Source organism: Geomicrobium sediminis, from assembly GCF_016908595.1.
Taxonomy (GTDB): Bacteria; Bacillota; Bacilli; order Bacillales; family Marinococcaceae; genus Geomicrobium_A; species Geomicrobium_A sediminis.
Map to the genome: position 1 here is coordinate 1 of NZ_JAFBEC010000025.1, position 19,610 is coordinate 19,610.

At 42.0% G+C, this 19,610-nt stretch carries 21 protein-coding genes, 1 tRNA gene and 1 rRNA gene; all 23 read left to right on the forward strand.

Going from position 1 to position 19,610, the window contains the following annotated elements:
* Positions 1 to 199: 199 nt before the first annotated feature.
* Positions 200 to 505 carry a sporulation protein YabP gene (gene yabP / locus JOD17_RS20645; RefSeq protein WP_204699827.1) on the forward strand — a complete coding sequence of 102 codons (306 nt, stop codon included), beginning with the start codon at positions 200 to 202 and terminating at the stop codon, positions 503 to 505.
* Complete coding sequence (gene yabQ, locus JOD17_RS20650) at positions 502 to 1,068, forward strand: spore cortex biosynthesis protein YabQ (RefSeq protein ID WP_204699828.1); 567 nt, start codon at positions 502 to 504, stop codon at positions 1,066 to 1,068. The genes yabP and yabQ overlap by 4 nt, the downstream gene beginning before the upstream one ends.
* A gap of 45 nt (positions 1,069 to 1,113) precedes the next feature.
* Positions 1,114 to 1,530, forward strand: a complete 417-nt coding sequence (locus JOD17_RS20655; RefSeq protein WP_204699829.1) for an FtsB family cell division protein — start codon at positions 1,114 to 1,116, stop codon at positions 1,528 to 1,530.
* A gap of 101 nt (positions 1,531 to 1,631) precedes the next feature.
* Positions 1,632 to 2,033 carry a S1 domain-containing RNA-binding protein gene (locus JOD17_RS20660; RefSeq protein WP_204699830.1) on the forward strand — a complete coding sequence of 134 codons (402 nt, stop codon included), beginning with the start codon at positions 1,632 to 1,634 and terminating at the stop codon, positions 2,031 to 2,033.
* A gap of 168 nt (positions 2,034 to 2,201) precedes the next feature.
* Positions 2,202 to 2,278, forward strand: a tRNA-Met gene (locus tag JOD17_RS20665).
* Positions 2,279 to 2,577: 299 nt separating this feature from the next.
* On the forward strand, positions 2,578 to 5,067 hold the full coding sequence (spoIIE, locus tag JOD17_RS20670) for a stage II sporulation protein E (RefSeq protein WP_204699831.1): 2,490 nt from the start codon (positions 2,578 to 2,580) through the stop codon (positions 5,065 to 5,067).
* A gap of 74 nt (positions 5,068 to 5,141) precedes the next feature.
* Positions 5,142 to 5,882, forward strand: coding sequence for a VWA domain-containing protein (locus tag JOD17_RS20675; protein ID WP_204699832.1), 741 nt, complete (start codon positions 5,142 to 5,144; stop codon positions 5,880 to 5,882).
* A gap of 19 nt (positions 5,883 to 5,901) precedes the next feature.
* The gene (locus JOD17_RS20680; RefSeq protein ID WP_239575789.1) at positions 5,902 to 6,822 is read left to right on the forward strand and encodes a serine/threonine protein kinase; all 921 of its coding nucleotides are present in this window, start codon (positions 5,902 to 5,904) and stop codon (positions 6,820 to 6,822) included.
* 24 nt (positions 6,823 to 6,846) lie between these two features.
* Complete coding sequence (locus JOD17_RS20685) at positions 6,847 to 7,605, forward strand: threonine/serine exporter family protein (protein WP_204699834.1); 759 nt, start codon at positions 6,847 to 6,849, stop codon at positions 7,603 to 7,605.
* A 16-nt stretch (positions 7,606 to 7,621) separates the two neighbouring features.
* Positions 7,622 to 8,065 carry a threonine/serine exporter family protein gene (locus tag JOD17_RS20690; RefSeq protein WP_042360997.1) on the forward strand — a complete coding sequence of 148 codons (444 nt, stop codon included), beginning with the start codon at positions 7,622 to 7,624 and terminating at the stop codon, positions 8,063 to 8,065.
* Positions 8,049 to 9,428 (forward strand): tRNA lysidine(34) synthetase TilS, encoded by a 1,380-nt coding sequence (gene tilS, locus JOD17_RS20695; RefSeq protein WP_204699835.1) that lies wholly within the window; start codon positions 8,049 to 8,051, stop codon positions 9,426 to 9,428. The genes JOD17_RS20690 and tilS overlap by 17 nt, the downstream gene beginning before the upstream one ends.
* Before the next feature lie 35 nt (positions 9,429 to 9,463).
* A complete protein-coding gene (gene hpt, locus JOD17_RS20700) occupies positions 9,464 to 10,006 on the forward strand; it encodes a hypoxanthine phosphoribosyltransferase (RefSeq protein ID WP_042420665.1) in 543 nt (180 codons plus the stop codon).
* A gap of 66 nt (positions 10,007 to 10,072) precedes the next feature.
* On the forward strand, positions 10,073 to 12,130 hold the full coding sequence (ftsH, locus tag JOD17_RS20705; protein ID WP_204699836.1) for an ATP-dependent zinc metalloprotease FtsH: 2,058 nt from the start codon (positions 10,073 to 10,075) through the stop codon (positions 12,128 to 12,130).
* 134 nt (positions 12,131 to 12,264) lie between these two features.
* Complete coding sequence (locus JOD17_RS20710; protein WP_204699837.1) at positions 12,265 to 13,032, forward strand: type III pantothenate kinase; 768 nt, start codon at positions 12,265 to 12,267, stop codon at positions 13,030 to 13,032.
* Between the two features lie 21 nt (positions 13,033 to 13,053).
* Complete coding sequence (gene hslO / locus JOD17_RS20715; RefSeq protein WP_275581905.1) at positions 13,054 to 13,929, forward strand: Hsp33 family molecular chaperone HslO; 876 nt, start codon at positions 13,054 to 13,056, stop codon at positions 13,927 to 13,929.
* Between the two features lie 93 nt (positions 13,930 to 14,022).
* Entirely contained in the window at positions 14,023 to 14,952 is a 930-nt protein-coding gene (gene cysK, locus JOD17_RS20720; protein WP_042361002.1) for a cysteine synthase A, read from the forward strand.
* A gap of 114 nt (positions 14,953 to 15,066) precedes the next feature.
* Positions 15,067 to 15,657 (forward strand): anthranilate synthase component II, encoded by a 591-nt coding sequence (locus JOD17_RS20725; RefSeq protein WP_204699838.1) that lies wholly within the window; start codon positions 15,067 to 15,069, stop codon positions 15,655 to 15,657.
* 14 nt (positions 15,658 to 15,671) lie between these two features.
* Positions 15,672 to 16,517 carry a dihydropteroate synthase gene (gene folP / locus JOD17_RS20730; RefSeq protein ID WP_204699839.1) on the forward strand — a complete coding sequence of 282 codons (846 nt, stop codon included), beginning with the start codon at positions 15,672 to 15,674 and terminating at the stop codon, positions 16,515 to 16,517.
* A complete protein-coding gene (gene folB, locus JOD17_RS20735; protein ID WP_204699840.1) occupies positions 16,510 to 16,869 on the forward strand; it encodes a dihydroneopterin aldolase in 360 nt (119 codons plus the stop codon). Before folP ends, folB begins: the two co-directional genes overlap by 8 nt.
* Positions 16,866 to 17,399, forward strand: coding sequence for a 2-amino-4-hydroxy-6-hydroxymethyldihydropteridine diphosphokinase (gene folK / locus JOD17_RS20740; RefSeq protein ID WP_204699841.1), 534 nt, complete (start codon positions 16,866 to 16,868; stop codon positions 17,397 to 17,399). Before folB ends, folK begins: the two co-directional genes overlap by 4 nt.
* Positions 17,351 to 17,566 (forward strand): helix-turn-helix domain-containing protein, encoded by a 216-nt coding sequence (locus JOD17_RS20745; protein ID WP_042361400.1) that lies wholly within the window; start codon positions 17,351 to 17,353, stop codon positions 17,564 to 17,566. The genes folK and JOD17_RS20745 overlap by 49 nt, the downstream gene beginning before the upstream one ends.
* Before the next feature lie 111 nt (positions 17,567 to 17,677).
* Positions 17,678 to 19,186 (forward strand): lysine--tRNA ligase, encoded by a 1,509-nt coding sequence (gene lysS / locus JOD17_RS20750; RefSeq protein ID WP_204699842.1) that lies wholly within the window; start codon positions 17,678 to 17,680, stop codon positions 19,184 to 19,186.
* A gap of 344 nt (positions 19,187 to 19,530) precedes the next feature.
* Positions 19,531 to 19,610: ribosomal RNA gene (locus tag JOD17_RS20755) — 16S ribosomal RNA — on the forward strand; the annotation flags it as partial.

Genomic DNA, 19,610 nt, shown 5'->3' on the forward strand with positions numbered 1-19,610 from the left:
CATAAACAACTTTTTCTTTAAATGTGTCACTATATTTCACCAAACAAAACACCCCAAAAGTGAGTTTTTAACTCTAACTTTTGGGGTGCGGCACCTAATTAAGGGCTTCTTTTTTTAGTGGTGGGGAATGGCTTGTTCTTTTTTAATTCGGCGAGGCATAAGATAAGACAACGAGTGGATTATGTTAGGAGGAATCGATATGTCTGAATATGTCACTAATCAACGGTATCAAAACAACACGAATAATGATCATGAAGTGATGATGAAAGGTCGTAAACTTCTCGAGATTAGCGGAGTAAAAGAAGTCCAGAGTTTTGATAGTGAAGAGTTTTTATTGGAGACTGTGATGGGATTTTTGTCCGTTCGAGGCCATGACTTGCATATGAAGAATCTGAATGTTGAAGAAGGCATCGTTTCAATCGTAGGGAAAGTGGATGATTTAATTTACGTAGATAGCAGTGGATCAGGGAAACCAAAAGGCTTGTTTGGGAAGTTATTTAAGTGACACTCGTTGTACAGTTCCAAACCTTCTTCGCTATGATTGCTGCAGGTTCTGCCATTGCGTTACAGCTAGACGTGTATCATCGATGTTTACTGTTGCGTTCAAAGTGGACACAGGCAGTAATGGATTTAGCTTTCTGGATTGTACAGGCTCTACTCGTTTTCTATCTGCTGTTTTATATGAATTTTGGAGAGCTTAGAATTTACATTTTTATTGCGATTATTCTAGGGTTTGTAACGTATTGGCATACGGTACGTCCTTTCTTTTTGCGATTGCTCGAACGAATCATTCAAATGGTACAATGGTTGATCATGGCAATAAAGAAAACGATTTACGTCTTAATCATCACACCCATCCTCGGTTTATATAAACTAATTTCAAAAATAGCAATTTTTCTCTTGACAATTGTCCAGTGGAGTGTGATTCAATTAAGTAAACTTCTGTTTTTCTTTATTCGACCTGTGTATCTACTTTTACAAGGTCCAAAAATTGTTAAACAAGTAAAAGCCATGTACTCACGATTGATTCGTTGGTTCTCGAAAAAAAGTGATGATGAGGATTCCTAGCAATCCTCTCATTGCGTTTCTCATATGATGAGAGAGAGGTGCGACATGCCGAAATCAAACGATCGAGAAAAAGTAACGACAATTCATAAGGACAAGCCATTTGAAAAAGAACAAAAGCGTTTGCAAATGAGAGAAGAAAGACGTCGTCGAGGACTAAAGCGAAGACTGATTTTTATTGGAATCGTTGGTGCGTTTGTGATCGTGTTTGCAGCGGTCGGGCTTATCTCTCAAAAGTCAATGATTGACGCTAATGACCAAGAACAAGAGCAACTTGAAGAGCGGTACGCTGAGTTAATGGAAGAACAAAAGCAGCTCGAGCAAGATATTGTCAATTATAATGATATTGATTATATTGCAGAAGTTGCGAGGCGCGATTTATACTTAACTAAACCAGGTGAAACGATTTTTAAGGTTCCTGAGAGTCATGACGATCAGGAAGAAGAAGATGAGGAAGACGACTAATCACAAAGTAACCTTTGCAACATAGAATAATAATCGTGTAAGCTTTACCTACATACGTTTAACGTATGGTTTAAGAAAATATGAGGAGGAACGTTTCATCAATGTCGATTGAAGCTGGCAGCAAGTATCAAGGGAAAGTCACCGGTGTAACAAACTTTGGCGCTTTTGTAGATTTACCAGGAGGTCAAACAGGACTCGTTCACATTAGTGAGGTCGCTGATCAATATGTGAAAGACATCAAGGAATTCATTAAAGTTGGCGATGAAGTAACGGTTAAAGTTCTAAAGGTTGAAAGTGACGGGAAGATTGGACTTTCGATTCGTAAAGCAACAGAGCGACCAAAAGAAGAGAAACCGCGTCGTAGTCAAGGAGGCGGGTTTAAGAAGCGTGAGCAGACACTCTCATTTGAAGATAAGATGAGCCGCTTTTTAAAAGATAGTGAGGAGAATCTCTCAACCTTGCGTAAGAAGAGCGACAACCGAAAAGGCGGTGGCCGTAAATAGTTAGATCCCTTCTGCAAACAGAGACATGATGATTCGTCTCAAATAGATGTATAAATAAAGGCAGAACAGGAGCTTTCCTGATCTGCCTATTTTATTCTTACATGATTTTTCGGTTAACCATTGACTTTGCTTTATGTAGTCGATATAATAACTCTTGTCTTGTTAAATGGCGGTGTAGCTCAGCTGGCTAGAGCGTACGGTTCATACCCGTGAGGTCGTGGGTTCGACTCCCTCCGCCGCTACCATTTATATGATGTTCAACCATGTTGCTTACGAGCAACATGGTTTTTTTGTTGTTCGCTTTATTTCGCACGGTTTAGAGGTTTGTTTTTGTAGCTTCTGTCGGAAAATGATTGATGATTATGGCGAATTTTTGTGAGCATTCCAATCACTTATGATTACAAAACGGCGAAGGGACAAGTATTTCTGTTCTTTTAAGAAAAGAGTCGAACGATTTTTTTTACGTCGTCGTCATTCTGACAAACACTGCATCAAAACCTCGATATACTCATCACCAAGAAAAACAAAACGGTGGTGGGCATAGATGATTCATAAAGAGACGGGCCAGGGAACATTTGCAAGAGTCACAGTTGGAACAGACGGGTTCATTCCTCTAAAACAGAGATGGATGCAACTCATGAGTAAATTCGAGAAAGGAACGGAACTTGTTTTTCTTAAATGGGGCGTCTTGTTATTTATCGTTGGGGTCATGCTCGGTCGAGCTGCTATATTATCGGATTTATATCCGTTTGCATTACCCTTTTTCGCAGCCGTCTTCGTTCTAAAGAAGAATCGAGCATTACTAGCTGCAACTGCTATACTTGTCGGAACGATTTGGGGCTTAACCTTTAACTTGCCTCATGTACTGATCGGGATGGTCGGTTTTCTCGTTTTGTACAAGTTGTTTAAAACATTAATGATACAAACGCGTTGGGCATTGCCAGTTGCTGTATTGGTTACTTCGTTTCTAGCACGAATAGCAATCACATACGTGAGCATGGGGACGGTCACTCAATACCATTGGATGATGGGTGCGATCGAAGCAGGTCTTGCACTAATGCTTACGATGATCTTTTTACAAAGCCTGCCTCTTATTACACATAAAAGAAAACAGCGCTCGTTAAAAAGCGAAGAGATTATCTGTTTTATCATTCTTATTGCATCGGTCATGACAGGGGCGATTGGTTGGGTTATTTACGGCCTAGGTGCAGAACATATTCTTGCTCGGTATTTAGTTTTATTGTTTGCTTTGGCAGGAGGCGCAACGATTGGGGCAACTGTCGGTGTGGTCACTGGTCTCGTTTTGAGTTTGGCTGCCGTTGTGAACTTGTATCAGATGAGTCTACTCGCATTTGCAGGTCTTCTTGGCGGGCTTCTTAAAGATGGTAATAAAATTGGGGTCAGTGCAGGTCTACTTGTTGGTACGGCGTTAATTGCTTTATATGGACAAGGACTAAGTAGTGCAGGAATTACTGTCATGGAGTCGGTCGCAGCGATTGCGTTATTTTTGCTGACGCCAAAAAGTGCCATTCAATATATGGCGAAGTATGTACCTGGGACGACCGAACATTCGAAGGAACAACAGCGGTATATGCGTAAGATTAGGGATGTTACAGCTGCGCGTGTTGAGCGATTTTCCGATCTTTTTCAGACATTATCATCTAGTTTTACAAATGATCGGGAAACGACGTATACAAATGAGAAAGACCTTGAAGGTGATCGGTTCTTAGCGACGATTACAGCAAGTACATGTCAAAAGTGTTTCCGTAAAGAGACCTGTTGGGCAGAGCGCTTTGATACAACCTATGATGTAATGGAAGACGTTATGACAGATATTGAACAAGGAGATGTTCAAAAAGGCTCTTATGACCGTCTAAAGCGGCATTGTATTTATCCTGATCGAATTGTTAAAACGATGAAAGAACAGTGGGGACCTCATGAACTTCGCAAAACGTATGCTAAGCAACTTGAAGAAAGCAGAAGACTTGTTGCTGATCAGTTGCAAGGGGTATCGCAAGTGATGGGGGAATTTGCGCGAGAAATTCAAAAGGAAAAAGAAACACATGATAGTCAAGAGGAACAAATTCACGAAGCGATTCAAGAAGCAGGGATTGATATCGGTCAAGTCGATGTCTATAACTTAACGCCTCGTGACGTGCGAGTAGAAATTGAACTTGGGGAAGATGTAGGTAGGGAAGAAGCGGAAAAGCTAATTGCGCCGATGTTATCAGGGATTTTAAATGACCACATTATCGTCGATCCGGAAAATGACGAAGATGTGGAAGACGGCAAAGTAATGAATTTCGTTTCTGCAAAGACCTATACAGTTGACTCAGGAGCGGCAACTGTTGCACAAGGTGGTGCGTGGTTATCGGGGGACAATCATGCTGCGATGCAACTTGGATTCGGGAAGTTTGCAGTTGCCATAAGTGATGGCATGGGTAACGGCAAAAAAGCGCATGATGAGAGTAAGGCAACACTAAAGTTATTGGAAAATTTATTACAGTCAGGCATCGATGAGAAAGTAGCGATTCAATCCATGAATTCTGTACTTTCACTTCGTGCAGACGAAGAGATGTTTTCAACGCTTGATTTAACGATTATTGATTTGCAAACGGCAGATACGTCATTTATAAAAATCGGCTCTATGCCAAGTTTCATTAAACGAGGTGGGCAAGTCTCTTCTGTTGAATCTGGTAATTTGCCGATGGGCATTATTTCGGAAGCTAATTTTGATGTCGTATCAAGAAGTATGCAAGATGAAGATTTATTAATTATGATGAGTGACGGAATGTTCGATGGGGTGAAGCATGTGGAAAACAAAGAAAGGTGGATGAGACGAATCATTTCTGAGATGGAGACGGAAGATCCTCAGACGATGTCAGATTTATTATTAGAAGAAGTCATTCGTGTTAGCGACGGCAAGATTGATGATGACATGACCGTTGTTGTAACGAAGATTCGTCGGAATACGCCACGTTGGGCGAAGATCCCAATGCAAAAGTGGGTTCCACAAATGTATAAAGAAGCTTAATTGGTATATCTCTTAGTGAAATCGTCAACAATGCTAGATACAAAGTTTAAGATTCACTAAGGGAGGACTAAGCCATGAGTAAAGGAACGCTAAAACAGATTCTATTGTTAACCGATGGTTGTTCAAATGATGGCGGTGATCCAGCTGCAATCGCAGCTCTTGCTCGTGAAGAAAACATAATGGTCAATGTGATTGGTGTTCTTGAAGAAGGGTCGTTAAACGAAGAAGCCTATGATGAAATTGAAAAGATTGCGACTGCTGGTGGAGGGATTAGTCAAGTTGTTTACATGAAACAACTCGCCAAAACTGTCCAGATGGTAACGAGACAAGCGATGACACAAACACTACAAGGGGTCGTTAATAAAGAGTTGTCCCAAATTCTTGGCAGAGAACAAGAATGGGACGACCTTTCTCCAGAGAAACGTGGAGAAGTGATGGAAGTCGTTGATGATCTTGGTGAACGTGTTGATTTTGAAGTCGTCATTCTTGTGGACGCCAGTGCAAGTATGAGAAATAAATTACGCACTGTACAAGAGGCGCTTGTCGATTTGTCTATATCGATGGATTCTAGAGGGGGAAGCAACTACTACACGTTGCTCACGTTCCCAGGCAAGCGAAACGATACAGACATTATTAAAGGGTGGACATCTGGAATTACAGGGTTGAGCGGTTTATTCGATAAAATATCAGTTGGTGGCATTACACCGACAGGGCCTGCGATCCAAGCAGCAATTCAACAATTCCAGTCTCGGAAAAGAAGGAGCATGATCTCTTATGGAGAAGACGAATATGAACTCGAGGAACGAGGCTCCTAACTTTCCGAGGGGGACGAAATTGCTCGGGAAATGGAACCGCAATGTTTATCATATTCTAAAGCCTTTAGGCCGCGGTGCAACGGGGGTCGTTTACCTCGCTGATTCGAAACATGGAAAAGTCGCATTAAAGATCGGACATAACAGTATGTCGATTACGTCTGAGGTGAATGTACTAAAGCATTTTGGGAAGGTCCAAGGACAAATACTTGGGCCTTCTTTTATCGATACGGATGATTGTATTGTACAAGGCCAAAAGCATCCATTTTATGTGATGGAGTATTTACAAGGTGTGCCTGTATTTGATCATTTAAAGGAGCATGGCAACGAATGGGCGCCTGTATTTATGGTTCAATTGCTTGGTGATTTATCGCGTTTGCATCGCGCTGGCTGGGTATTTGGTGATTTAAAGCCCGAGAACTTGCTCATTACTGGCCCGCCGTACCGAGTACGTTGGTTAGATGTTGGTGGAACGACAATAAAAGGCCGGGCGATTAAAGAGTATACGGAGTTTTACGATCGAGGGTATTGGGGGATGGGCGATCGAAAAGCAGACGAACAATACGATTTATTTGCAGCGGGTATGATTTTTATCCATCTCATCGAAAAGAAACGCTTTGAAAAAGGCAATGACGGAAAGCAAACGTTAATGACTTGTTTAGAGCGAAATGAACAGCTACGTCCTTATCGGCATTGGTTAAAAAAAATGGTCCAAGGTTCGTTTCAAGATGCAGAAGCTGCGCGTACAGATCTAATGAAATTTATTGCAAAACGAGAAGATCGTCATAGGAAAGTTGATCAATCGGCTAGGCCAAAAAGAAGAAAGAAAATGAGGAGAAAGGCACAAAAACAGCCGGCGCTCGTCGGCATTGTAGATCTTGTGCTAGTCATCGCTTTTCTCTTAATCACTTCTGTCTTATACTTGGTAGGACAGATGATTTAAAGCCCGATAAAAGGACGAAGATACATGACCACAAAAAAGGACAAATTAATTGATTTGTGTCTACTTGCGGGTAAGTTGATGCTCATGTATGGTGCGGAAACCTATCGGGTTGAGGACACAATGAAGCGAATGGCCATTGCTGGTGGAATGGACAATGTGAATAGCTTTGTGACAACGACGGGCATTTTCTTATCCGGTGTATTAGAAGACGATGATGATATTATGCAAATGATTCGGATTGTTGACCGTTTTCAAGACCTTAGTAAGGTAACGGAAGTTAATCACATATCAAGAGAGTTCGTCGCTGGTCGTATGTCAATCACAGTTGCAAGGCAAGAACTTAAGAGGGTTGAGAAGCAACCGATGAACTATCCGTTATGGTTGATTTACATTGCTTCAGCTATCGGTGGTGGTGCATTCTCATACCTTATTGGTGATTCACTGTTTGATATGATCCCAGCTTCAATTGGTGGGCTTGTGTCGACGCTTGCTTTAGTACTTTTTCAACATTATTTACAAGCGAAGTTTTTCTCTGAATACTTAGCGGCATTTTTTGGAGGAGTAACGGCGTTAATCCTTGTTCATAGTGGATTTGGGACGAACATTGACCAGATTATTATCGGATCATTAATTCCGCTTGTTCCTGGGGTTCCTTTAACGAACTCCGTTCGTGACCTTATGGCGGGGGATTTAATATCAGGTCTTGCACGGGGAGCGGAAGCCGCATTAACTTCACTTTCCATTGCGGCTGGTGTTGCGACGGCAGTGTCGTTATTTTTATAGATAAGGAGCGAGTGTTATGGTTTGGGAGCTAATCATTTGTGGCATTGCAACGATTGCCTTTGCCATAATTTTCAACATTCCTTATCGATTGTTATGGATGATTGGACTCATTGGAATGCTTTCATGGTCTGTTTATAGTCTATTGCCAATCACTGGTGTTGGTCCTGTTCCAGCAGCCGCGGTTGCGGCGTTTTCATCCGCGTTAATTAGCCATTTTGCAGCGAGGAAGAAAAGAGTGCCGGTTACAACGTTTACGATTCCAGGAATTATTCCGCTCGTGCCCGGTGGCCGAGCTTATGAAACGATGCTTGCCTTCGTTCAAGGTGATTACATCGAAGGACTGTCTCAAGGAGCAGGAACTTTATTGCAAGCAGGTGCAATTGCAGGCGGACTAGCCTTTGCACTTTCTATTTTCTCAATCGGTAGAGGAGTCGGGCAACGATATGAAACAAATCGATAACTTTGTGAAGCGACATCAATTGTTACAACATGACGAAGTCGTCGTCGCTGCCGTATCTGGTGGGGTAGACTCAATGTTAATGTTGCATTGGTTGATTCATCATACGAGTCACCGGGTCATCGTTGCGCACGTTCATCACGGGTTACGACAGCAATCGGACGATGAGCGACTAATGATTGAACAATATTGTGAAGCTCATAACATAAAGTTCTATTTTAAGCGTATCGATTTAAAAGGGAATTGCGTTTCTTCTAAGTCAATTCAAAATGATGCTAGGGCGATACGCTATGCATTCTTCTCAGAAGTGATGCAAAAAGAAAATGCAGCTACTCTTGTGACGGGTCATCACGGTGATGATCAAGTTGAAACGGTACTAATGAAGATTACAAGAGGGCATGTTGGTGGAAGTATTGGCATTAAAGCCAAAAGAAAGTTAGAAGAAGGAGTCGTTGTTAGACCGTTGCTCGGGTTAACGAAAGCAGAAATTGTCGCAGTCGCATCTGAAGAAAGGGTGCCTTGGTTTGAGGATGCTTCAAACGCAGATCAAAGCTATACGCGTAACCGCTATCGAAGCCGGATCTTACCGGAGATCCAAAAAGAGAACGAGCGTTACGTGCAATCGTATCAACAATTTGTGGAAGAATACGATGAACTGCGTGCATATGTCACTCAAGAAGCGGAAAATCTATTACGTGATTGTGTGGTGTATGAGCAAGGGCAAGCGATTGTAGCATTGACACGATTTCGTAAACACGCTATTCCTTTACAACGACAGGCGATTCACTTACTATTGAACTATCTATATCAATCCCAAGCTGTCTATGTTTCAAGAGTACATATTGAGGACTGCTTGCGTTTAGTTTTCTCCTCGAATCCCTCTGCAGAGATTGCCCTACCTAAAGGGTTTATTTGCAAAAGGGATTATGAATCGTTATGTTTTCTTTTAGAAGATGAGCTAACTGACTTGCTCGAACACAACCAGAGGGTTGAGGAAGTTCCAAGTGCGATTACGACGTCTTATGGCATTCTCACGTTTGAGAAAAGCTTGGAACAACGTCAAGCGAGTGAGCACGAGTGTTTTATTCCAATGAAGGACGCATCGTTTCCGCTCATTGTTAGAACGAGAAACCGAGGAGATGTTATTGAACCGAAAGGTCTAGACGGAAGGCAGAAGCTAAATAGAATCTTCATCAATCAGAAAGTGACAAGAAGAGCGCGTGATCAATGGCCAGTCGTTACGGATTCAAAAGGGAACATCTTATGGCTACCGCTTTTAAAGAAAAGTCGCTTCACGACAGAACGTGCGGATTCCTATGTGTTAATAACATTGCAGCGATCATTAAAGGACGCAGGTCTTTTCTGAAATTTTTTGTATGGAAACGAGGGTGTTTAGTTCACATGAGAAGTGAAATACAAGAGGTATTAATTAGTGCTGAGCAAATTGGTGAAAAGTGCCGGGAACTTGGAACGACAATTACAAACGAGTATGATGGTAAGTTCCCATTACTCATTGGAGTGCTAAAAGGAGCATTGCCATTTATGGCAGACCTCACGCGCGCAATTGATACTCACGTTGAAATTGATTTTATGGATGTTTCAAGTTACGGAAATAAAATGCGATCATCTGGAGAAGTTAAGATTGTAAAAGATCTTGATGCTTCTGTAGAGGGCCGTGATGTATTAATTATTGAAGATATTATTGATAGTGGCTTAACACTAAGTTATCTCGTCAATTTACTTCGACACCGCGGAGCGAATTCTGTAAAGATCGTGACGCTATTGGACAAACCTGAAGGACGTAAGGTAGACATTGTCCCAGATTTAGCTGGATTTACGGTGCCAGATGAATTTGTTGTTGGGTATGGTCTTGATTTCGCTGAACGATATCGTAATCTCCCATATATCGGTATTTTGAAACCTGAGGTGTATCAAGGCTCTTAATTATGGCTTTTCAAGTAAATGTGATAATATTACCTGTATTGTGTGACATGCGGGAGGAGGTCTCGAATGAGTCGGGCGGTTAGATATACGATTTTCTGGGGTGTAATAGTCCTGATTCTCGTCGGTATCGTTAACATGTTTAATAATGACACCGGTGATTCAGAGGTTATGACGACTCAGGAATTTTTACAAGCATTAAATAATGATGAAATTGTTTCGATGACTGTTCAACCAGAGCTAGATGTTTACTATATTGAAGGTGAACTCACTGGAGGTACAGAAGAAGAACCGAACTTGTTCCAAGTTCATGTTCTCCAGTCTCAAGAAATGACAGATATGCTACTTAGCGAATTTGAAAATAATCCTAACCTCGTATCAGGTGATTCTGAACCTGCACCTGAGTCTGGTGGTTGGTTGCAATTCCTAACGGCGATGCTTCCGTTTATTATTATCTTCATTCTCTTCTTCTTCCTACTTAGCCAAATGCAAGGTGGCGGTAGCCGAGTCATGAACTTCGGTAAGAGTAAGGCGAAGATGTATCAAGAAGATAAGAAGAAAGCACGCTTTAAAGATGTTGCCGGTGCTGAAGAAGAGAAGCAAGAGCTTGTAGAGGTTGTAGATTTCTTAAAAGATCCTCGTAAGTTCTCAAACATTGGTGCGCGTATCCCTAAAGGTGTACTTCTTGTTGGTCCTCCGGGTACTGGTAAGACTTTACTTGGTCGAGCGGTTGCAGGTGAGGCAGGAGTGCCTTTCTTCTCCATTAGTGGTTCCGACTTTGTTGAGATGTTTGTTGGTGTCGGTGCTTCTCGTGTTCGTGACTTGTTTAACAATGCGAAAAGCAATGCGCCGTGTATTATCTTTATTGATGAGATCGATGCGGTTGGTCGTCAACGTGGCGCAGGCGTAGGCGGAGGCCACGATGAGCGTGAGCAAACGTTAAACCAACTACTCGTTGAAATGGATGGATTTGACGGTAATGAAGGAATTATCATTATCGCAGCGACAAACCGTGCCGACGTTCTCGACCCGGCATTACTACGTCCAGGACGTTTTGACCGCCAGATTACAGTAGGAGCTCCAGACGTAAAAGGTCGTGCAGAAGTTCTTGCTGTACATGCGAAAAACAAGCCATTAAACGATGATGTAGATTTGGAAGTCGTTGCTCAACGAACGCCAGGATTCTCTGGTGCGGACCTTGAGAACCTTCTAAACGAAGCAGCACTCGTTGCGGCTAGAGCTGATCAAACAGAAATTCGCATGATTCATATTGAGGAAGCGATCGACAGAGTAATTGCTGGACCTGCCAAGAAAACAAGAGTCATCTCGAAGAAAGAACGTAATATCGTCGCGTTCCATGAAGCGGGACACACGGTCGTTGGTGTGAAGCTGAAGAATGCAGATATGGTTCACAAGGTGACGATTGTTCCACGTGGGCAAGCAGGCGGTTATGCAATGATGTTACCGAAAGAAGATCGTTACTTCATGACAAAACCAGAGCTGCTTGATAAGATTGTCGGGTTACTTGGTGGCCGAGTGGCTGAAGATGTTATTTTCGGGGAAGCAAGTACAGGAGCTCACAACGATTTCCAACGAGCAACAAGTATTGCTCGTAAGATGGTTACGGAATATGGAATGAGCGAGAAGCTCGGACCATTACAATTTGGTTCATCAAGTGGAGGCCAAGTATTCTTAGGTCGCGACATTCAAAATGAACAAAACTACTCCGATGCCATTGCATTTGAAATTGATCGTGAAATTCAATCGATCATTAAAGAATGTTATGATCGCTGTAAACAAATTCTTACTGAGAATAAAGATAAGCTTGAGCTTGTTGCAGAAAGCTTACTTGAGCTTGAAACACTAGATGCTGAGCAAATCTATTCACTCGTTGAAGACGGTAAATTACCGGACAATCACCATTCTAATCGAAAAGACATCGAATCTGACGATGTGAAGGTGAACTTCAATTCTAAGCAAGATGAAGATCGTGAAGAAGAAAGCGAGCAAGTAGATCAAGCTGAACATGCAGAGGAACGTACAGACGAATCGGAAGAAGAACGTACAGAAGAGCAGTCTGAACCGACCGATGATCAAGAAGATCACAAGGATGATCGTAGATCATAACGATATTAAACGTGAAGGGAGCCCATTACAGGCTCCCTTCATTCTTATGTTAAAAAGCAAATGGTTTGTTTAATTGATAGCAATTGGTTACGATTAAGTGCGTTGGACTTGTTACAAAAAGGGGGTAAATAGCGATGATTCTCGTAATCGATGTTGGGAATACCCATATTGTATTTGGGGTATACGATGATAATGAACTTCTCCATTATTGGCGAATGACGACGTCTCTTGAACGAACAGAAGATGAATATGGGACGTCTATGCAGACGATGCTAAACAACAAAGGTGTTCAATCATCTGAAGTAAACGGAGTTATTGTTTCTTCGGTCGTGCCGTCATTGATGTTTATGTTAGAGCATATGACTGAGAAATACTTCAATCAGAAAGCCATGGTTGTTGGACCGGGTATTAAAACCGGATTGAACATTCTTTACGACAATCCTAAGGATGTAGGGGCAGACCGCATCGTAAATGCTGTTGCTGGAATACATGAACATGGCAGTCCTCTGGTGATTGTTGATTTTGGTACAGCAACAACTTTTTGCTACATCGATGAGAAAGATCGCTATCAAGGTGGTGCGATTGCTCCAGGAATTGTGATCTCAACAGATGCCCTTTATACACATGCGTCCAAATTGCCTCACATTGAAATTCAAGAACCTCAATCTGTTGTCGGGAAAAACACTGTCCATGCGATGCAATCAGGTATTTATTATGGCTATGCAGGACTCGTAGACGGAATTGTGATGAGAATGTCGAAGCGAGGGAATAAAAAGCCTAAGGTCATTGCAACAGGAGGACTGGCTAGGCTGATTGGGAAGGCGACAACTTCAATCGATGTTATTGATCCTTTTTTAACGTTAAAAGGATTAAAGCGGATTTACGATAAAAATATACTGTAAGAATAGAAGGAGTAATGTAGGATGATGGACTATTTAGCGAAGGCAACAGCATATGATGGAAAAGTAAGAGTGTATGCGGCGACAACGACAAATATGGTCAATGAAGTCGTACAACGTCACCATGTGTTGCCAACAGCGGCTGCGGCACTTGGACGAACGATGATCGCAGGGACGATTATGGGTTCGATGCTTAAGGGTGAAGATAAAGTAACTCTTAAAGTTGAAGGCGATGGTCCACTAGGTCCGATCATTGTTGATAGCGATGCACATGGTAATTCTAGAGGGTATTTATATAATCCAAGTGTGCACTTTGAACTCAATCAACACGGTAAGCTAGACGTAGCTCGTGCTGTCGGTACGAGCGGTTCAATTGCGGTCACGAAGAACTTAGGTATGAAAGAACAATTCACAGGACATTCTCCGATTGTCTCAGGAGAGCTCGGTGAAGATTTTACGTATTACTTCGTAACGTCTGAGCAGATTCCTTCTTCAGTTGGAGTTGGTGTTTTAGTCGATACAGATAACTCCATTAAAGCTGCTGGTGGATTCATTTTACAAGTGATGCCTGGGACAGATGACGCAACTATTGATCGACTTGAAAAGCAAATTGGCAACATGCCGCCAGTTTCTAAGTTGATTGAGCGTGGTGATACACCTGAACAAATGATTGCGACGGTTACGGGTGATGATTACAAGGTGTTGGAAACGATGCCTGTTCAGTTTAAGTGTGAATGCTCAAAAGAACGGATTGGAAGAGCAATTGTAAGTCTTGGCAAAGAAGAAATCCAATCGATGATTGAAGAAGACAAAGGTGCAGAGACGCAATGTCATTTTTGCAATGAAGTGTACACGTTTAATGAAGTGGATTTAGAGGAACTAAAGCAAGAAGCGGAATAGTGAAAATATTAATTGACAGAATTTAGTCGTTCCAGTAGAATATTTAATAATACCAATAAAATTACTTGGGATTAACTTGAGGAGGTCTACTGAATGAGTAGAGTTGCAAATTCTGTTACGGAGTTAATAGGGAATACACCTCTTGTAAAGCTCAACCGCCTAACTGGGGAAAATGATGCAGACGTTTATCTAAAGCTTGAATATTTCAATCCAGGATCTTCAGTTAAAGATCGGATTGGACTTGCGATGATTGAAAAGGCAGAACGTGAAGGTAAGATTAAGCCAGGGCAAGATACAATCATTGAGCCAACAAGTGGGAACACGGGAATCGGCTTAGCGATGGTTGCGGCAGCTAAAGGATACCGCACGAAGCTTGTCATGCCAGAGACGATGAGTCAAGAACGGCGAAATTTATTAAAAGCATATGGTGCAGAACTTGTTTTAACACCTGGACCTGAAGGAATGGGCGGAGCCATTCGTAAGGCGCAGGAATTAGCTGATGAAAATGGCTATTTTATGCCCCAACAGTTTGAGAATGATGCGAACGTAAATGTCCATCGGGAGACGACAGGACGTGAATTGCTTGAACAAGTCGACGGTAAACTTGACTCGTTTGTTGCAGGTGTTGGAACAGGCGGTACAATAACTGGGGCTGGAGGATTTCTTAAAGAAAACTTCCCGAACCTAAAAATTGTAGCTGTTGAACCGGCAGACGCACCAGTATTATCTGGCGGACAGAAAGGGCCACATAAGATTCAAGGCATTGGGGCTGGTTTTGTTCCTGCAATTTTAAACACAGATATCTATGATGAGATTACACAAGTTTCAACCGAGCAAGCGTTTGAATTTGCTAGACGTGCTGCAAGGGAAGAAGGAGTACTCGGAGGCATATCATCTGGTGCTGCGATCTATGCCGCACTAGAAGAAGCGAAGAAATTAGGCAAAGGTAAGAAGGTTGTTGCAATTATACCTTCTAACGGTGAAAGGTATTTAAGTACACCACTTTATCAATTTGAAGACTAATAACGAAAAGCGATCTCTTCTATAGAGGTCGCTTTAGTTTTTTAAAGGTAGATGATAAACTAAAAAAGAAGAAAGAGAATAGTTGAGTTAAGCTGAGCTGAGGAGGAAGAGAAGATGTTGTTGATGATTGATAATTATGATTCATTTACGTATAATTTAGTCCAATATTTTGGTGAACTTGGGGAAGAATGCGTTGTTTACCGCAATGATGAAATAACGCTTCACGATATGGAGAAGCTAAGTCCAAGTCGCCTCGTTATTTCACCAGGACCATGTGACCCAGACCAAGCAGGAATTAGTTTGGCAGCAATTGAGCATTTTACAGGAAAGATTCCTGTTTTAGGTGTTTGTTTAGGGCACCAAGCGATCGGGCAAGTATTTGGTGGTCAAGTCGTACGTGCACCTCGGTTGATGCATGGCAAAACATCAAAGTTAATGCATGACAACCAGTCGTTATATAAAGAAATTCCACAAGGAACTGAGATTATGAGGTACCATTCACTAACGGTGGATGAAGCGTCATTGCCAAGTTCCCTCATTGCAACTTCCCGTACTGAGGAAGGAGAGTTGATGGGTTTTCGCCATCGTACACATCCTACCGAAGGGGTGCAATTCCACCCTGAGTCAATTATGACTGCATTCGGGAAACAAATGATGCAACAGTGGTTAATTCAGCATCGAGAGCAAGTCGTAACATCCATTTAGAAGGGAAGAAAAGCATGATACAAGAGTTAGAATTGAGTTGGGGCCAGTGGCGATTGGACTTTGCTAAGAAAACGTATATTATGGGAATTCTAAATGTCACTCCTGACTCATTTTCTGATGGTGGACGCTATAACAATCTCGATGCTGCAGTCGAAAGAGCGAGGCAAATGGTAGAGAATGGTGCGGACATTATTGATGTTGGTGGTGAATCGACTCGTCCGGGATTTACGCCAGTCAGTGTGGAAGATGAGATTGCTCGCGTTGTTCCAATTATTGAAGCGATCTCTTCGTCAGTCGAAGTCCCAGTAAGCATTGACACGTATAAAGCGGCTACAGCCGAAGCTGCGGTAAAAGCGGGAGCTGCAATCATTAATGATATTTGGGGTGCGAAGTATGATTCGCAAATGGCATCGGTTGCAGCGAAACATGAGGTTCCAATCGTGTTAACGCATAATCGCAATCAGGTGGATTATCATGACTTTTTGCAAGATGTGGTAGACGACTTATTAGAAAGTGTGGACGTTAGCATACAAGCCGGTGTGCCAAAAGAGCGGATTATTCTTGATCCTGGTATTGGGTTTGCCAAATCGCATGAGCAGAACTTGAAGTTAATGAGACGTTTAGATGTTATTACGTCGTTAGGCTTTCCTGTCTTGTTAGGGACATCAAGGAAGTCTTTAATTGCCAATACACTTCAAACGCCACCCAATGATCGTTTAGAAGGGACAAGCGCTACAATTAGCTTAGGTATTGAAAGAGGTTGTCATATTGTACGGGTCCATGACGTGAAAGAGATGAGTCGTACATCTAAGATGATGGATGCGATGCTCGGTAAAGGGAAGGTGAATCCTGTTGGATAAAATCTTTGTTAATGGCATGAAGTTTTACGCTTATCATGGTGTCTATAAAGAAGAGAATACATTAGGTCAACGTTTCGAAGTGGATGTCGTATTAGAAGCAGATTTAACGAAGGCATCGTTAAATGATGATATAAATTATAGTGTGAACTACGCTGAAGTTTATGAGAAAACAAAACAAGTTGTTGAAGAGAATACATTTGACTTAGTAGAGGCCGTTGCAGAAGAAATTGCGAAGACGTTACTCGGTGACTTCGCAATTGTTCAAAGTGTAACGGTAAAAGTCATTAAACCGGACCCGCCAATTCCCGGCCATTATGATTCTGTAGCAATCGAATTGAAGAGGTCAAGATGAAACATACTGCATATATCGCTTTAGGATCGAACATTAATCCAAGAGAAGAGTTTTTAAAGAGTGCTTTACAGGCAATGGCAGTTCATGAACAGATCGCGATCAGTTCAGTTTCTTCAATTTATGAAACTGAACCGGTTGGATACTTAGATCAAAGTCAATTTTTAAATATGGTTTGTAAAGTCGAAACAACACTACAGCCGATTGACTTGCTATTGGAACTTCAACGTATTGAAAGAGAACTTCATCGTACGCGTGAGATTTTAAATGGTCCGAGAACAATTGATCTTGACATTCTATTATTTAACGATGAGAATATTAAGTTGGAACAGTTGTGTATCCCACATCCTCGTATGGAGGACCGGGCGTTTGTGCTCGCTCCACTACAAGAAATTGCTCCTTTAGAACAGATACCAACTCTTAAAACGTCGGTGCATGACTTATTCATGGCTTTGCCGGAAAGATTAAGAAAAGGGGTACTTCTATGGAAACAACAAAAGCAGGTGGAAGAGTTCGTGCCTTTCGAAAATTGAAAGGTTACACGCAACAAAGTTTCGCTGATAAAATGCACATGTCGGTTTCCGTTGTTGGTGAAATTGAACGTGGGACGCGGGCCGCAGAAGAAGACTTCATTGAACGAGCGTCGCATCTGTTAGATATATCGGTTGAGGAGTTGCTCGGACAGGATATAAAACGCTAGTAAAGAAATTCGCAAAGGTAGTAGACGAGTTTTTTTGTTTGCACGGACTGTCAGTCTTCACTGGCAGTTTTTATGTATGTAGAGGAGCATTAAACAAAGGAGATGAACGTCATGACAGAATCTGATTTACAACAAGGAGACCAAAGACTCGTTAGGCTTGAGAAATTAGAACGTTTGCAAGCAGAAGGGTATAACCCATTTGGAACGCGTTTAGATCGCACACATAATACGGTCGAGATGCAAGCGCAATACGACCAGTATTCTAAAGAAGAATTAGTCGAGTTAGAAAGTGAGCATGTGGTCACGATTGCAGGAAGGCTAATGACAAAGCGTGGTAAAGGGAAAGCGGGCTTTGCGCACATTCAAGATTTACGTGGTCAAATCCAAATCTACGTGCGTAAAGATCAAGTAGGTGAAGAGGCGTACGAAAAGTTCCAGACGTGTGATATCGGTGATCTTGTAGCCGTATCTGGTGTGCCTTTTAAAACGAACGTTGGGGAGCTTTCAGTGAAAGCTACTACATTTACGCTAATGTCCAAATCATTACGCCCCCTTCCGGACAAGCATCACGGGTTAAAAGATGTAGAGCAACGCTATCGTCAGCGCTACATTGATCTAATTGTAAATCCTGAAGTAAAGGATACCTTTATTACTAGAAGTAAAATTCTTCAAACGATGCGTAGATACCTTGATGACCAAGGGTTCCTAGAAGTAGAAACACCAACAATGCATAGCATTGCCGGTGGGGCTTCTGCACGACCGTTTGTCACGCACCACAATGCACTCGACATGGAATTGTACATGCGAATTGCTATTGAGCTTCATTTGAAACGCCTCATTGTAGGTGGAATGGAAAAGGTCTATGAAATTGGACGAGTGTTCCGTAATGAAGGTGTATCAACGCGTCATAACCCTGAATTTACGATGATTGAGTTGTATGAGGCATATGCTGACTATAACGACATCATGAATTTAACAGAGAACCTTGTTGCTCATATTGCACAAGAAGTACACGGCACAACGAAAGTTCAATACGGTGAAGATGTTATTGATTTAACCCCAAATTGGCGTCGTGTGCACATGGTAGATCTGATTAAAGAAGAGACAGGCGTAAACTTTTGGGCAGATTTAAGTGATGAAGAAGCGAGACAACTTGCGAAGGAACATCATGTACATGTAGAAAGCTACATGACGTTTGGGCATGTCGTAAATGAGTTCTTTGAACAACTAATTGAAGAAAAGCTTATTCAACCTACATTCGTCTACGGTCATCCTCTAGCGATTTCACCACTCGCTCAAAAGAATGCAGAGGATCCTAGATTTACGGATCGCTTTGAATTGTTCATTGTTGCACGTGAACATGCTAATGCGTTTACAGAGTTAAATGATCCTATTGATCAACGGGCTCGATTTGAAGATCAGTTAAAGGCAAAAGAGATGGGTGACGATGAGGCGCATCCATTAGATGAAGATTTCCTTGAATCACTAGAGTATGGAATGCCTCCTACAGGCGGTCTAGGAATTGGGATTGATCGACTCGTGATGTTGTTAACAAATTCAGCGTCAATTCGTGATGTACTCTTGTTCCCGCAAATGAAAAACAGGGGATCAGAAGAGTAGAAATACAGGTTGAGCAACGAATTTTTCGTTGCTCAATATTTTTTTAAAATAATACTTGCAAGTTGTCCGGGGAGATGGTATATTTCTATTTGTGCTTAACAGAGCGCAAACATCACATCGCAAATCACGAAAAAAACTTTTAAAAAAAGAGTTGACGCGAAATGCGAATGGTGATAATATACTAAGAGTCGCCACAAGAGATGACGGCGCTTAAAACAAACAAAATTGCCCTTTGAAAACTGAATGAAAGATAAGCGAATTAAAGCAATAAAAGCTAGCGCTTCTATTATATAGAAGTACGAGCCTCGTTGGCACCCCCGTGCTAACGAAAAAAGGAAACACTTTCAATGGAGAGTTTGATCCTGGCTCAGGACGAACGCTGGCGGCATGCCTAATACATGCAAGTCGAGCGGACCCGAGGTGC

Bases quoted from the DNA above. Each gene is read 5' to 3' on its own strand.
- yabP (WP_204699827.1), top strand. From the start codon at position 200: ATGTCTGAATATGTCACTAATCAACGGTATCAAAACAACACGAATAAT.
- JOD17_RS20655 (WP_204699829.1), top strand. From the start codon at position 1,114: ATGCCGAAATCAAACGATCGAGAAAAAGTAACGACAATTCATAAGGAC.
- JOD17_RS20660 (WP_204699830.1), top strand. From the start codon at position 1,632: ATGTCGATTGAAGCTGGCAGCAAGTATCAAGGGAAAGTCACCGGTGTA.
- spoIIE (WP_204699831.1), top strand. From the start codon at position 2,578: ATGATTCATAAAGAGACGGGCCAGGGAACATTTGCAAGAGTCACAGTT.
- JOD17_RS20675 (WP_204699832.1), top strand. From the start codon at position 5,142: ATGAGTAAAGGAACGCTAAAACAGATTCTATTGTTAACCGATGGTTGT.
- JOD17_RS20685 (WP_204699834.1), top strand. From the start codon at position 6,847: ATGACCACAAAAAAGGACAAATTAATTGATTTGTGTCTACTTGCGGGT.
- JOD17_RS20690 (WP_042360997.1), top strand. From the start codon at position 7,622: ATGGTTTGGGAGCTAATCATTTGTGGCATTGCAACGATTGCCTTTGCC.
- tilS (WP_204699835.1), top strand. From the start codon at position 8,049: ATGAAACAAATCGATAACTTTGTGAAGCGACATCAATTGTTACAACAT.
- hpt (WP_042420665.1), top strand. From the start codon at position 9,464: ATGAGAAGTGAAATACAAGAGGTATTAATTAGTGCTGAGCAAATTGGT.
- ftsH (WP_204699836.1), top strand. From the start codon at position 10,073: ATGAGTCGGGCGGTTAGATATACGATTTTCTGGGGTGTAATAGTCCTG.
- JOD17_RS20710 (WP_204699837.1), top strand. From the start codon at position 12,265: ATGATTCTCGTAATCGATGTTGGGAATACCCATATTGTATTTGGGGTA.
- hslO (WP_275581905.1), top strand. From the start codon at position 13,054: ATGATGGACTATTTAGCGAAGGCAACAGCATATGATGGAAAAGTAAGA.
- cysK (WP_042361002.1), top strand. From the start codon at position 14,023: ATGAGTAGAGTTGCAAATTCTGTTACGGAGTTAATAGGGAATACACCT.
- JOD17_RS20725 (WP_204699838.1), top strand. From the start codon at position 15,067: ATGTTGTTGATGATTGATAATTATGATTCATTTACGTATAATTTAGTC.
- folP (WP_204699839.1), top strand. From the start codon at position 15,672: ATGATACAAGAGTTAGAATTGAGTTGGGGCCAGTGGCGATTGGACTTT.
- folK (WP_204699841.1), top strand. From the start codon at position 16,866: ATGAAACATACTGCATATATCGCTTTAGGATCGAACATTAATCCAAGA.
- JOD17_RS20745 (WP_042361400.1), top strand. From the start codon at position 17,351: ATGGAAACAACAAAAGCAGGTGGAAGAGTTCGTGCCTTTCGAAAATTG.
- lysS (WP_204699842.1), top strand. From the start codon at position 17,678: ATGACAGAATCTGATTTACAACAAGGAGACCAAAGACTCGTTAGGCTT.